The organism is Zoogloea dura, from assembly GCF_012927165.1.
Taxonomy (GTDB): Bacteria; Pseudomonadota; Gammaproteobacteria; order Burkholderiales; family Rhodocyclaceae; genus Zoogloea; species Zoogloea dura.
In genome coordinates this window covers 165266-177610 of the sequence record NZ_JABBGA010000007.1, presented here as the reverse complement: position 1 = coordinate 177610, position 12345 = coordinate 165266, and the positions used below count along the sequence as shown (strand labels likewise).

Sequence of the window (12345 nt, the reverse complement as noted above, 5' to 3'; positions counted from 1 at the left end):
TTTCCCCTAGCCCCCAACCACGGAGATCATCGTCCATGAGGCAGCCCCCCTCCCCCTTGCGATCCACCCTGCTGGTCCTCGGCCTGCTGGCCGGCATCGCCCTGCAGGCCCCCGCCCACGCGGCGGGCGGCCTGGGCCAGTTCACCAAGGGCAGCATCGCCCCCGCCGACATCAGTGGCGGGGTCATCTTCGGCAAGAACGGCGAGGTCATCCAGCTCGACGCCAAGGGCAAGCCCCAGCATGCCTGCATCATGAGCAAGGCCGGCTCGGGCAAGGCCAGCAAGCTGCCGGAATGCCAGGCCGGCGACAAGGCCGTCAGCCGCAGCGCCGCACCCGCCGAGAACGCGACAGGCGTTCCCTGCGAAGGCTATTACATCATCTGGGTCGGCGGCTACCCGGTCCGAATCTGGTACCCCTCCGGCTGCACCCCGCCGCAGTAAGCTGCGTACCCGGCGCGTAGCAACGAGGGCCGCATTGCGGCCCTTGTCGTTTCCGGTGTGTCAGAAGGTGAGGAAAGGGCTATCAGCGAAGCCCGGCGCGCAGCAGCCGGGACGGGTCACGCTCGTGGCGGACGAAGCGGGCCAGCACCAGTTGCTGCAGATCGATCTCGTCGGGCAGGTTGCCGACATCCAGGTTCTGGCACTCGCTGCAGCAGTGCCCGGCTTCCGAACACAGGGACAGGGCTTGCCAGCAATCGGGGGGACAAGGCTTGGCCATTCAGAGCACTCCTCGAAGAAGGAGCGAACCGGGGCGGCCCGATGAGCCGCCGACGGCAACGCCCAAAGGCAGAAGCTTAGGCAGCGCCCGCCGGCAAGGCAAGCGGGCGGATCACGCCCAGGCTGTGCGGGGATGCACAGCCGCAGGCCACAGCATGGCCCGCCTGCCGCTCAGCGCTGCACCACGAAGGGCTTCAGCTTGAGGGTGGTGGCAATGCGCTCGGCGATGCTGCGGGCCTCCGGCGCGGAGGGGAAAGGCCCCACGCGCAGACGGTATTTGCCATCGGCAGCCAGCACCGACACGGACTCCGACAACCAGGCCAGCTCGTGCTCGACGAAGTTCTTGAACTGCTCGGCGTTGAGCAGGGACGGGAAGACCCCAAGCTGCAGGAAGACCTGGGGCGCCGCAACTCGCTCGGCAGCCTTGGCCACTGGGGCAGACTGCGACACGGCAGCCAGCTCGGCTCCGCGGACCTCGGCCGGCGCCGCGGCGGGCACTGCCGGTGCTGCGGCCACGGCGACAGGCGCCGCCGGGGTGGGTGTATTCCGGCCCTTGGCTGCCGCCAGGCTGGTGGCCGGCTGGGCAGCCCGGGCCCGCTTCAGGGGCGGTACGCTGCGACCGGGCTGGACCATCGCCACACCCTCGGGCAGCACCAGGGACAGCTCCACCTGGGCCGAACCCTGGCCGGTATAGCCCAGTTTGTAGGCCGCCGCATACGAGAGGTCGATGATGCGCCCCGGGTGATAGGGTCCGCGGTCGTTGATGCGCACCACCGCCGAACGGCCATTGGCCAGGTTGGTCACCCGCACGTAGCTGGGGATGGGCAGGGTGGGATGGGCCGCGGTGAGGGCGTACATGTCGAAGCTGTCGCCGCTGGAGGTCTTGCGGCCATGGAAGGCCTTGCCATACCAGCTGGCCATGCCACGCTCGCGGAAGGCACTGCTGCTGTTGCCGAGGGCCAGGCCGCCGCCCAGGGAGTAGTCGCCCTTCTCGTAGCGGGGCGCCTCGGCGCTGAGGCTCTCGTCGCCGTCGTCCTCATCCACATCCTGCAATGAACGGTCGAAGCGCAAGGTACTGCCCAGGGCGCGTCCCGACACAGTCGGCTTGAGACCGGCCTGGAAATAGGCAGGCTCACTGACGGGCTCGTTGAACGCTCCGAAACGCGCCTGGGCCGGGAAGGGTGCTGGAGATTGCGCCACGTTTTGCGGGTTGACGGCGCAACCGGCCAGCATCAGGGCGCTAAGAAGAGGCGCCAGCCAGGGGCCGGCGCGACGGTGTGTCGCTACAGGGGTCATGACGCTCAATCCTGTTCGGGCGCGCGCGAAAGCGCGCGCGGGTTCAGGTGCCTACCCGGCGTCGATGGCGCTGGATGCTCATGAGCATGCCAATGCCTAGACACAAGGTAACGAGTGCAGTGCCACCGTAACTGACGAAGGGTAGCGGGACCCCGACGACGGGGAGAATTCCGCTTACCATGCCCATGTTCACAAACGCGTAGGTGAAGAAGATCAGCGTAAGGGCGCCGGCGAGGAGGCGCGAGAACAGGGTCGGGGCACCAGCGGCGATAAAAAGGCCGCGAAAAATCAACAGGATGTAGAGTACTACAAGAATCGCCGCGCCGGCTAGCCCGAATTCTTCGGTGAGCACGGCGAAGATGAAGTCGGTGTGGCGTTCGGGCAGGAAGTCCAGGTGGGTCTGGGTGCCGTTGCCCCAACCCTTGCCGATGACTCCGCCGGAGCCGATGGCGATGGTGGACTGGATGATGTGGAAGCCCTTGCCGAGCGGGTCGGAGGTGGGGTCGAGCAGGGTACATACCCGGTGTTTCTGGTATTCCCGCAGCCCCGGCCACTCCACGTCCGGCTTGCAGATGGTGTCGCCCATGGCCACGATGGAGGCAATGCCGACGATGCCCACCAGGGCCACCGGCAGGATCAACCGCCAGGTCAGGCCGGCAAAGAACAGCACGTAGAAGCCCGCCGCCGCCACCAGGATGGCGGTGCCCAGGTCGGGCTGTTTGGCGATCAGCCCCACCGGCACCAGCAGCAGGCCGGCTGCGATCAGGAAGTCGCGCACCCGCAGCATGCCCTCCCGGCTCTGGAAGTACCACGCCAGCATCAAGGGCATGGCGATCTTCATGAGCTCGGAGGGCTGGATGCGCGCCACACCGATGTTGAGCCAGCGCCGCGCGCCTTTGGACACGTCGCCGAACAGCGCCACCCCGATCAGCAGCACCACGCCCAGCACGTAGAGCGGCAGGGCGATGGTCATCATGCGCGGGGGCGGGATGCTGGCCGCCACCCACATGACCACCAGCGCCACCCCGATGTTGAGGGCCAGCGTATCCAGGCGCTCGGGCGAGGCGCTGACCATGACGACGGCGGAAAAGCCGATGATGGCGAAGACGATCAGCGCCAACAGGCCATCCAGTGGCGACAGCACCTTGAGCAGCCACTTGCGCGGATCGAAGCGGAAATCACTCACCAGCGCCATCCCCCATGCTGCCTTCGGCACCCGGGTCTTCCGGGGCGACGCCGGCGGGCAGCTTGCCGAGCAGGTAGTAGTCGAGCACCTGGCGGGCAATCGGCGCGGCGGATTCAGCGCCGAAGCCGCCGTTCTCCACCAGCACTGCCAGCGCAATGGTGGGCTTGTCGGCCGGCGCGAACGCGATATAGAGGGCGTGGTCGCGCAGACGCTCGGCAATCCGTGAGGAATACTTGCCACCCTTCAGGGAAAACACCTGGGCTGTACCGGTCTTGCCAGCCGCCACGTAGCCGGCCCCGGCGAAGGCGCGGGTGCCCGTGCCCTCCCGGTTCACCCCGACCATGCTGCGGCGAATGGTCTCCACGTGCTCCGGCTTGATCGGAATGGTCTTGATCGGCTGGGGCTCGATCAGCTTCCGCGAACCGTCCTTGGCACTCTCGATGTACTTTACCAAGTGGGGCTTGAACATCACCCCACCGGCGGCCACGGTGGCAGTGGCGTGGGCCAGCTGCAGCATGGTGTAGGAGTTGTAGCCCTGGCCGATGCCGATGGAGATGGTCTCGCCGCCATACCACTTCTGCTGCTCTGGCTTCTTGAAGCGGCGCCTCTTCCACTCCGGCGAGGGCAGTACTCCGCTGCTCTCACCTTCGATGTCGATGCCAGTGCGGGTACCGAAGCCAAACTGACCGATCATCTGGGCGATCAGATCGATTCCCATGTCATTGGCCAGCTTGTAGTAGTAGGTATCACAGGAATGGACGATGGAGCGGTACATGTCCACCATACCGTGCCCGCCCACCTTGTCGTCGCGAAAGTGGTGACCGCCGAAGTCGAAGTAACCCGGGTCGGCGATGGCCTGGCCGGGGGTCCGCTTGCCGCTCATCAGTGCCGCCAGGGCCATGAAGGGCTTGAAGGTCGAGCCCGGCGGGTAGGCGCCGTTGAGGGCGCGGTTCACCATCGGGTGGTTGGGCGACGTATTGAGTTCGTCCCAGTCCTGGGGCGCAATACCGTCCACGAACAGGTTGGGGTCGAAGGTGGGCACCGACACCAGGGCCAGCACCCCGCCACTGCCCGGCTCGATCGCCACCAGGGCGCCGCGCCGGTTGCCGAAGGCTTTTTCGGCGATTTCCTGGAGCTTCAGGTCGACGGTCAGGATCAGGTTGTTGCCGGGCACTGCAGGGGTGCGGCGCAGCGCCCGCACAGCGCGGCCGCCGGAATCCACCTCGACCTCCTCGAAGCCGGTCACCCCGTGCAGTTCGCGCTCGTAGCTCTTCTCGAGGCCGGCCTTGCCGATGTGGTCGGTGCCCCGGTAGTTGGCGGTGTCCTCGTTCTCCTCGATGCGCTCCAGGTCCCGGTCGTTGATGCGGCCGATATAGCCGATCACGTGGGAGGCGAAACTGCCCATCGGATAGTCGCGGAACAGGCGCGCCTTCAGCTCGACCCCGGGGAAGCGGTAGCGCTGGGCAATAAAGCGGGCCACCTCTTCGTCGGACAGGCGGTTGCGGATCGGCAGGGATTCGAAGCTCTTGGACTCGTCCATCAGCTTCTTGAGGCGCTTGCGGTCCTTGGGGAGGATGTCCACCAGCTTGGACAACTCCTCGATGGTGGCCTCCAGGTCGGCCACCTTGGACGGCGTGATCTCGAGGGTGTAAGCCGAGTAATTGCGGGCCAGCACGGTGCCGTTGCGGTCGGTGATCAGGCCGCGGTTGGGGACGATGGGCACCAACGAGATGCGGTTGTCCTCGGCGCGGGTGGAGTAGTAGTCGTAACGAACCACCTGCAAGTAGAAGAATCGCGCCACCAGCAGCCCGAAGCAGACCAGGGCCACCACCCCTGCCACGGCCAGCCGGCCGCGGAAACGGGCCAGTTCCTGCTCGGGGGTACGCACGGAGCTCATCGCCGGGGCCGCCTAGATGGGCCGGTTCTCATCCCGCTCGACGGGCTGGTACTGGGGCAGCAGCAGCACGTAATGCAGGGGAATCCACAGCACGGCAGCGACGAAACTGCCGAAGAACATCCACCACCCCGGAAACTCCGCGCCCGCCAGCAGGCGCACCAGAACCATCAGCACCTGGGACATGAACAGCAGCGGCAGCACGTGCAGGGCCTGCTCCACCGGGGTGAACCACAGCACCCGGCGCGACAGCTCGTTGGCGGCATAGGCCAGCAACACGTAGGCAAAGGCATGCTGGCCGAGGGCCGCACCCACGCCCACGTCGGTCAGCAGGCCGAACACGAAGCCCGCGCCGATGCCGATCTTGACCGGCTCGCGGACGCACCAGAAGGCCAGCACCAGGGCCACGAAATCGGGCACGGCCGGCAGGTGGCCGGTGGGGATGTAGTTGAGGAAGAGCGCGATGAAGAGCGTGGTGAAGACGAACCACATCTTCACGGGCAGCAGGATCCGGCGCGAACGGTGGGTGGGCTGCATGGTCGGCTCCGCTTAGTCCCGTGCGGCCCGGGCGCGGCGGCCCTTGCCCTTGTTGATGACTTCCGGCTCGGGCGGCCGGGACGGCAGGGCTTCCCGGTGGCCGAGCACCAGCACCTGGCCGTACTGCTCCACGCCCGCCGCCGGCAGGCAGGGGATGCCGGCGAAGGTGCGGGCCTGGTCGCGCTCGACCTTGGCCACGGTGGCCACCGGCAAGCCTGCCAGGAAGACCCCGTCGAGACCGGAGGTGACCACCTTGTCGCCGGCCTGCACGTCGGCGTTGGCGGCCAGGTAGCGCAACTCCATGAGGCCGTTGCCGGCGCCGAACAGCACCGCCCGCAGGCCGTTGCGGACGATCATGACCGGGATCGCCTGGTCGCGGTCGGTCAGCAGGGTCAGCTCCGATTGCATCGGGAAGACCCGCGTGATCTGGCCGATCACCCCCAGGTCGTCAACCACCGCCTGGCCGGCCTCAATGCCGGCCTGGGTGCCCTTGTCGAGGATCACCTTGCGCGAGAACGGGTCCTTGGCGGAATACATGATCTCGGCCACCACCGACTTCACCGGCTGGCGCTCCCGTGCCTCCAGCAGGGCCCGCAGGCGGCGGTTCTCCTGCTCGAGCTGATCCAGCCGCAGCAGGCGCTCGCCGCCCTGCAGCTGCTTGTTTTTCAGATCCTTGTTCTCGATCTGCAGACGGACCAGCGAAGCAAAGTAGTTGGACGCGTTGCGTACGAAATCCGCCGGCGTGGCCGCCGCCATCTGCAGCGGATAGGACAGCACCGACAGGCCCTTGCGGAAGGCTTCGAGATAACGCAGGTTCAGGTCGCTGACCAGCAGGGCCAGGGACAGCACCAGGAAAAAGACGAGCTTGGCCAGCGGCGCCGGCCCGCGTTTGAAGAAGGGAGGGGGGGAATGGCCGACCACTGGGAGTCAGGTCATCCGGCAAACGGCGGCGCCCGGGGCCGGCCCGGGGAGCTGGCGCAGGCGGCAGGGCATGATGCTCACCGCCGGCGCCGGGCCGTCTGGCCGACGCTTATTCGCTGGTGAAGATGGAACCGAGCTGGTCCATCTTTTCGAGCGCCATGCCGGAACCGCGCACCACGCAGGTGAGGGGGTCGTCGGCGACGATCACCGGCAGACCGGTCTCTTCCATCAGCAGACGGTCGAGATCGCGCAGCAGCGCCCCGCCGCCGGTCAGGACCATGCCACGTTCGGCAATGTCGGCCCCCAGTTCGGGGGGCGTCTGCTCCAGGCCGATCTTGACCGCGGAGACGATCTGATTGAGCGGCTCGGTGAGGGCTTCGAGGATTTCGTTGGAGGAGATGGTGAAGGCGCGGGGAATGCCCTCGGCCAGGTTGCGGCCCTTGACTTCCATTTCCTGCACTTCGGAACCCGGGAAGGCCGAACCGATGCCCTTCTTGATGGATTCGGCGGTGGTTTCGCCGATCAGCATGCCGTAGTTGCGGCGGATGTAATTGACGATGGCCTCGTCGAACTTGTCACCACCGACCCGGATGGAACCCGCGTAGACCATGCCGCCCAGGGAGATCACCCCCACCTCGGTGGTGCCGCCGCCGATGTCGACCACCATGGAGCCCGTCGCGTCGGCCACCGGCATGCCGGCGCCGATGGCCGCGGCCATGGGTTCTTCGATGAGATAGACATTGCTGGCACCGGCGCCGAGGGCTGATTCGCGGATGGCGCGGCGTTCGACCTGGGTGGAGCCGCAGGGCACGCAGATGATGATGCGCGGGCTGGGAGAGAACAGGCGGGTGTCGTGGACCTTCTTGATGAACTGCTTGAGCATCTGCTCGGTGACGGTGAAGTCAGCGATCACCCCGTCCTTCATCGGACGGATGGCAGTGATGTTGCCCGGCGTCTTGCCCAGCATCTGCTTGGCCGACATGCCCACGGACAGGATGGTTTTCTTGGCGTTCGGCCCGCCTTCGGTGCGGATCGCCACCACAGACGGTTCGTCGAGGACAATTCCCTTGCCGCGAACGTAGATCAGGGTGTTTGCGGTGCCGAGGTCGATGGCGAGGTCGTTCGAAAAATAGGAGCGCAGAGAACCAAACATCGGAGAAAAATCCCGGTAAAGCCGTTGGACGGGGGGGTGGGAATTGGGGCAACAGAATCGCTTATGATAACCTACAAACCTTTGTCGTTTAAGCAACTTTGTAAATTACCATGTCCCTCAGCCTCGACGAAGTCCGCCATATCGCCAAGCTCGCCCGCCTCGAACTCGCCGACGGCGATGTCGACGCTACCCAGGCCAAACTGAACGGGATCTTCGGCCTCATCGAGGAGATGCAGGCCGTCAACACCGACGGGGTCGAGCCCATGAGCCACCCCCAGGAGCTGGCCCAGCGCCTGCGCCCCGACGTGGTCACCGAAGGCAACCGCCGCGAGGCCTTCCAGGCCATCGCCCCGCAGACCGAGGCCGGGCTCTACCTGGTCCCCAAGGTCATCGAATAAGCCCTCCCCTTCCGGCGCCGGCCCCTGTGGCAGGCGCCCCCAAGGCGCCCCATAACGTTCACCTTGCCGTCCCACGCACCATGATCGACTCCAGCCTCAAGGACATCGCCGCCGCATTGCGCGCGAAAACCGTCTCCGCCGTCGAACTCGCCACCGACAGCCTGGCCCGCATCGAAGCCGGCAACCCGAAGGTCAATGCTTTCATCACCATAGACCGCGATGGCGCCCTGGCTGCCGCCCAGGCCGCCGACGCGCGCCTGGCCGCCGGCAGCGCCGGCCCGCTCACCGGCATTCCGATGGCCCACAAGGACGTCTTCTGTACCGAAGGCGTGCTGACCACCTGCGGCTCGAAGATGCTGGCCAACTTCACCAGCCCCTACGACGCCCACGTGGTGAGCCTGCTCAAGGCCGCCGGCGCGGTGATGGTCGGCAAGACCAACATGGACGAGTTCGCGATGGGCTCCTCCAACGAGAACTCTCATTTCGGCCCGACCCGCAACCCCTGGAACACCGACACGGTGCCAGGCGGCTCCTCCGGCGGCTCGGCGGCCGCAGTGGCGGCGCGCCTGGTGCCGATCGCCACCGGCACCGACACCGGTGGCTCGATCCGCCAGCCGGCCTCCCTGTGCGGCATCACCGGCATCAAGCCGACCTACGGCACGGTGTCGCGCTACGGCATGATCGCCTACGCTTCGTCCCTCGATCAGGGTGGCGCCTTCGGCTACAGCGCCGAAGACTGCGCGCTGCTGCTGTCGGCCATGGCCGGCCATGACCCGCGCGACTCCACCAGCCTCGAACGTGAGGCCGAAGACTACGCCGGCAACCTGGACAAGCCCCTCGCCGGCCTGCGTGTGGGCCTGCCCAAGGAGTTCTTCGCCGAAGGCATGTCCGACGACGTGCGCGCCGCCGTGGACGCGGCCATCGCCGAATACCGCAAGCTGGGCGCCACCACTGTGGAAGTGAGCCTGCCCAACGCCCGCCTGGCGATCCCGGCCTATTACGTGATCGCCCCGGCCGAGGCCAGCTCCAACCTGTCGCGCTTCGACGGTGTGCGCTACGGCCACCGCGCCGCCGAGTACACCGACCTGATGGACATGTACTGCAAGAGCCGCGCCCAGGGCTTCGGCGCCGAAGTGAAGCGGCGCATCCTGATGGGCACCTACGTGCTGTCCCACGGCTATTACGACGCCTACTACATCAAGGCCCAGAAGCTGCGCCGCCTGATCGCCAACGACTTCCAGGCCGCCTTCGCCCAGTGCGACCTGATCGCCGGCCCGGTCAGCCCCACGGTGGCCTTCGGCATCGGCGAGAAGAGCGACGACCCGGTGCAGATGTACCTGTCCGACATCTACACCATCGCCGTCAACCTGGCCGGCCTGCCCGCCCTGTCCCACCCGGCCGGCTTTGGCGCCGGCGGCCTGCCGGTGGGCCTGCAGCTGATCGGCAATTACTTCGGCGAAGCCCGCCTGCTCGGTGCCGCCCACCAGTTCCAGCAGGCCACCGACTGGCACACCCGCAAGCCGGCCGGCTTCTGAGGCAGGGATGCGCATCCATTCCGCCCACGGCCTCTCCCGTCACCTCGCCACCGGCCTGAGCCTGGTGCTGCTGGCCGGCTGCGCGGCCCTGGAAGGCGGCCCCGCAGCCCGCCCGGCCGAGAGCGCCCCTGCCTCCCGCGAACCCTCTGCAGCCAGCCCGCTGCCCGCCCCCTCCGGCAAGCTCAAGCCGATGCCCCTGCGCACCTTCACGGTGAGCACCCAATGCAATTTCCGGGACGAGGCGGGCAACTTCGGCAAGGCCCGGGTGGACGTGGAAAACTCCAAGGTGAAGGCCTTCAACGTCGAACTGGTGATGCCCAAGCGCGGCTCCTGCCGCTACGACCTCGCCCAGTTCCGCCAGACCCAGGCCCTGCCTTCCATCGAGCTCGCCGGCAAGAACAACTGCCGGGTGCGCATGTGGGAGCAGGGCGAGCAGGTCACCGTGTCCTTTGCCGACTGCCACAACCTGTGTTCCCCCGCCAGCGCCCACGATTATGTGTGGCCGCTGCTGATCGACAAGCCTACGGGCAAGTGCGACTGAACGACCATTTCTAGAGAGCCATCATGAGCAGAACCGACTGGGAAGTCGTCATCGGGCTGGAAATCCACACCCAGCTCAACACGCAGTCCAAGATTTTCTCCGGCGCCAGCATCGCCTTCGGCGCCGAGCCCAATGCCCAGGCCTGCGCCGTGGACATCGCCCTGCCCGGCGTGCTGCCGGTGCTCAACAAGGGGGCGGTCGAACGGGCCATCCGCTTCGGCCTGGCAATCGGCGGCACGGTTGCCCCGAAGAGCATCTTCGCCCGCAAGAACTACTTCTACCCCGACCTCCCCAAGGGCTACCAGATCAGCCAGTACGAGCTGCCGGTGGTGCTGGGTGGCAAGATCAACCTGCTGGTGCCGGACGGCAAGGGCGGCCACTACGAGAAGCTCGTCAATCTCACCCGCGCCCACCTGGAAGAAGACGCCGGCAAGAGCCTGCACGAAGACTTCCACGGCATGACCGGGATCGACCTCAACCGGGCCGGCACGCCGCTGCTCGAGATCGTCTCCGAACCCGACATGCGCTCCTCCGCCGAGGCGGTGGCCTACGCCAAGGCCCTGCACGCCCTGGTGCGCTGGATCGACATCTGCGACGGCAACATGCAGGAAGGCTCCTTCCGCTGCGACGCCAACGTGTCGGTGCGCCCCCGCGGCCAGGCGGAGTTCGGCACCCGCCGCGAGATCAAGAACCTCAACAGCTTCCGCTTCCTGCAGCAGGCCATCGACTACGAGATCCAGTGGCAGATCGACCTGATCGAGGACGGCGGCAAGGTCCAGCAGGCCACCGTGCTGTTCAACCCGGACACCGGCGAGACCCGCGCCATGCGCAGCAAGGAAGACGCCCACGACTACCGCTACTTCCCCGATCCCGACCTGCTGCCGCTGGTCATCTCCAGCGACTGGATCGAGCGGGTGCGGGGCGAGCTGCCCGAGCTGCCGGCGGCCCTGTCGGCCCGCTTCGAGGGCGAATACGGCCTGTCCGCCTACGACGCCACGGCCCTCACGGCCAGCCGCGAGACCGCCCAGTTCTACCTGGACACCGTTGCCGCCGCCGGCACCGCCAATGCCAAGACCTGCGCCAACTGGGTGATGGGTGAACTGGCCGCGCGCCTCAACAAGGCCGAACTGGACATCAGCGCCAGCCCGGTGAGCGCCGCCCAGCTGGCCGGCCTGGTGCTGCGCATCGCAGACAACACCATCTCCAACGCCATCGCCAAGAAGGTCTTCGAGGCGCTGTGGAACCAGGAAGGCGGGGCTGACGCAAACGCCGCCGACGCCATCATCGAAGCCCAGGGCCTCAAGCAGGTCACCGACACGGGCGCCATCGAGGCGATCATCGACGAAGTGCTGGCCGCCAACCAGAAGTCGGTCGAGGAATTCCGCGCCGGCAAGGAAAAGGCCTTCAACGCCCTGGTCGGCCAGTGCATGAAAGCCTCCAAGGGCAAGGCCAACCCGGCCCAGGTGAATGAGCTGCTGAAGAAGAAGCTGGGCTAAGGCGTGCAAGGGCGGCCAAAGCCGCCCTCCCCCCACGCGCAGCCCCGGTGCAAGCCCCGAAGTTACGCTCCGGGAGCAACCAGTTTCCCTCGCAGCGAAGCGGGTTTCCCTCCGGGACGAACCCTCTTCCCCCGGAGGGAAACCAGTTCAAGTCAGAGCCCAACTCACTGGGCTGCGAGGGTAACTTGCTGCCCTCTGAGGGGAACTTGTTAGCCTGGGAGGGTGATAAGGGCGGCTTTCCGTTGTTCCGCGTTGAATTGGCCGGGAATTCGCCCCGGCGGGCGCCCCCTTTCTTTGCGTCGCCAAAGAAAGGGGGAAAGAAAGGCGACCCGGCTTCCCCGGTCGTCCGCTGCGCGGACGACTCCCCTGCGCTGCTCGGCGGGTCAGAACGGGCTTTTCGCAAACACCGCGCGGTTGCTGAAGCAGGGGACGATGATCGACGCAAAGGCAAAACCCCAGCGCCTCGCATCCGCCGGATTTTCCGTAGAGGCTCGGTGCTTGCTGAAAGCCCGTTCCGACCCGCCGAGCAGCGGAACGGCAGGCGGGGTAGTCCGGCGCGGCTGTTTGAGCCCGCAGGGCGAGTTCCGCGCCGGCCGCCTGGCGTGAGCAGCGCAGGGGAGTCATTCGCGCAGCGAATGACCGGGGAGGCGGGTCGCCTTTCTTGCTTACTTC

12 protein-coding genes are annotated in these 12345 nt (G+C 66.8%); 5 read left to right on the top strand and 7 right to left on the bottom strand.

All coding sequences use genetic code 11. The features are described from left to right. Positions 1 to 35: 35 nt before the first annotated feature. Positions 36 to 440 (top strand): hypothetical protein, encoded by a 405-nt coding sequence (locus tag HHL15_RS11155; protein WP_169145835.1) that lies wholly within the window; start codon positions 36 to 38, stop codon positions 438 to 440. An 82-nt stretch (positions 441 to 522) separates the two neighbouring features. Here the strand turns inward: HHL15_RS11155 and HHL15_RS11150 are convergent, their stop codons facing one another. The 7 genes from HHL15_RS11150 to HHL15_RS11120 all read right to left on the bottom strand — a co-directional run bounded on the left by HHL15_RS11150 (position 523) and on the right by HHL15_RS11120 (position 7703). Beyond that, a complete protein-coding gene (locus HHL15_RS11150) occupies positions 523 to 717 on the bottom strand; it encodes a hypothetical protein (protein ID WP_169145834.1) in 195 nt (64 codons plus the stop codon). 170 nt (positions 718 to 887) lie between these two features. Then, complete coding sequence (locus HHL15_RS26790) at positions 888 to 2012, bottom strand: septal ring lytic transglycosylase RlpA family protein (RefSeq protein WP_169145833.1); 1125 nt, start codon at positions 2010 to 2012, stop codon at positions 888 to 890. A 43-nt stretch (positions 2013 to 2055) separates the two neighbouring features. Beyond that, entirely contained in the window at positions 2056 to 3198 is a 1143-nt protein-coding gene (gene rodA, locus HHL15_RS11140; protein WP_169145832.1) for a rod shape-determining protein RodA, read from the bottom strand. After that, the gene (gene mrdA, locus HHL15_RS11135) at positions 3191 to 5095 is read right to left on the bottom strand and encodes a penicillin-binding protein 2 (RefSeq protein WP_169145831.1); all 1905 of its coding nucleotides are present in this window, start codon (positions 5093 to 5095) and stop codon (positions 3191 to 3193) included. The genes rodA and mrdA overlap by 8 nt, the downstream gene beginning before the upstream one ends. Before the next feature lie 12 nt (positions 5096 to 5107). Next, positions 5108 to 5629, bottom strand: coding sequence for a rod shape-determining protein MreD (gene mreD / locus HHL15_RS11130; protein ID WP_169145830.1), 522 nt, complete (start codon positions 5627 to 5629; stop codon positions 5108 to 5110). 12 nt (positions 5630 to 5641) lie between these two features. Beyond that, positions 5642 to 6550, bottom strand: a complete 909-nt coding sequence (gene mreC, locus HHL15_RS11125) for a rod shape-determining protein MreC (protein WP_169145829.1) — start codon at positions 6548 to 6550, stop codon at positions 5642 to 5644. Between the two features lie 109 nt (positions 6551 to 6659). Then, positions 6660 to 7703, bottom strand: coding sequence for a rod shape-determining protein (locus HHL15_RS11120; RefSeq protein ID WP_169145828.1), 1044 nt, complete (start codon positions 7701 to 7703; stop codon positions 6660 to 6662). A gap of 110 nt (positions 7704 to 7813) precedes the next feature. On the opposite strand from HHL15_RS11120, the gene gatC reads away from it, so the two are divergent. From gatC to gatB, 4 genes are all read left to right on the top strand, one after another. Then, a complete protein-coding gene (gene gatC / locus HHL15_RS11115; RefSeq protein WP_169145827.1) occupies positions 7814 to 8101 on the top strand; it encodes an Asp-tRNA(Asn)/Glu-tRNA(Gln) amidotransferase subunit GatC in 288 nt (95 codons plus the stop codon). Between the two features lie 80 nt (positions 8102 to 8181). After that, positions 8182 to 9636 (top strand): Asp-tRNA(Asn)/Glu-tRNA(Gln) amidotransferase subunit GatA, encoded by a 1455-nt coding sequence (gene gatA, locus HHL15_RS11110; protein WP_169145826.1) that lies wholly within the window; start codon positions 8182 to 8184, stop codon positions 9634 to 9636. 7 nt (positions 9637 to 9643) lie between these two features. Then, complete coding sequence (locus HHL15_RS11105; protein WP_169145825.1) at positions 9644 to 10177, top strand: hypothetical protein; 534 nt, start codon at positions 9644 to 9646, stop codon at positions 10175 to 10177. A gap of 23 nt (positions 10178 to 10200) precedes the next feature. After that, on the top strand, positions 10201 to 11673 hold the full coding sequence (gene gatB, locus HHL15_RS11100; protein WP_169145824.1) for an Asp-tRNA(Asn)/Glu-tRNA(Gln) amidotransferase subunit GatB: 1473 nt from the start codon (positions 10201 to 10203) through the stop codon (positions 11671 to 11673). Positions 11674 to 12345: the final 672 nt, after the last annotated feature.

Coding starts and splice junctions, on each gene's coding strand:
- mreD (WP_169145830.1), bottom strand. CDS start 5,629: ATGCAGCCCACCCACCGTTCGCGCCGGATCCTGCTGCCCGTGAAGATG.
- HHL15_RS11150 (WP_169145834.1), bottom strand. CDS start 717: ATGGCCAAGCCTTGTCCCCCCGATTGCTGGCAAGCCCTGTCCCTGTGT.
- HHL15_RS11155 (WP_169145835.1), top strand. CDS start 36: ATGAGGCAGCCCCCCTCCCCCTTGCGATCCACCCTGCTGGTCCTCGGC.
- gatC (WP_169145827.1), top strand. CDS start 7,814: ATGTCCCTCAGCCTCGACGAAGTCCGCCATATCGCCAAGCTCGCCCGC.
- HHL15_RS26790 (WP_169145833.1), bottom strand. CDS start 2,012: ATGACCCCTGTAGCGACACACCGTCGCGCCGGCCCCTGGCTGGCGCCT.
- HHL15_RS11120 (WP_169145828.1), bottom strand. CDS start 7,703: ATGTTTGGTTCTCTGCGCTCCTATTTTTCGAACGACCTCGCCATCGAC.
- mrdA (WP_169145831.1), bottom strand. CDS start 5,095: ATGAGCTCCGTGCGTACCCCCGAGCAGGAACTGGCCCGTTTCCGCGGC.
- gatA (WP_169145826.1), top strand. CDS start 8,182: ATGATCGACTCCAGCCTCAAGGACATCGCCGCCGCATTGCGCGCGAAA.
- gatB (WP_169145824.1), top strand. CDS start 10,201: ATGAGCAGAACCGACTGGGAAGTCGTCATCGGGCTGGAAATCCACACC.
- HHL15_RS11105 (WP_169145825.1), top strand. CDS start 9,644: ATGCGCATCCATTCCGCCCACGGCCTCTCCCGTCACCTCGCCACCGGC.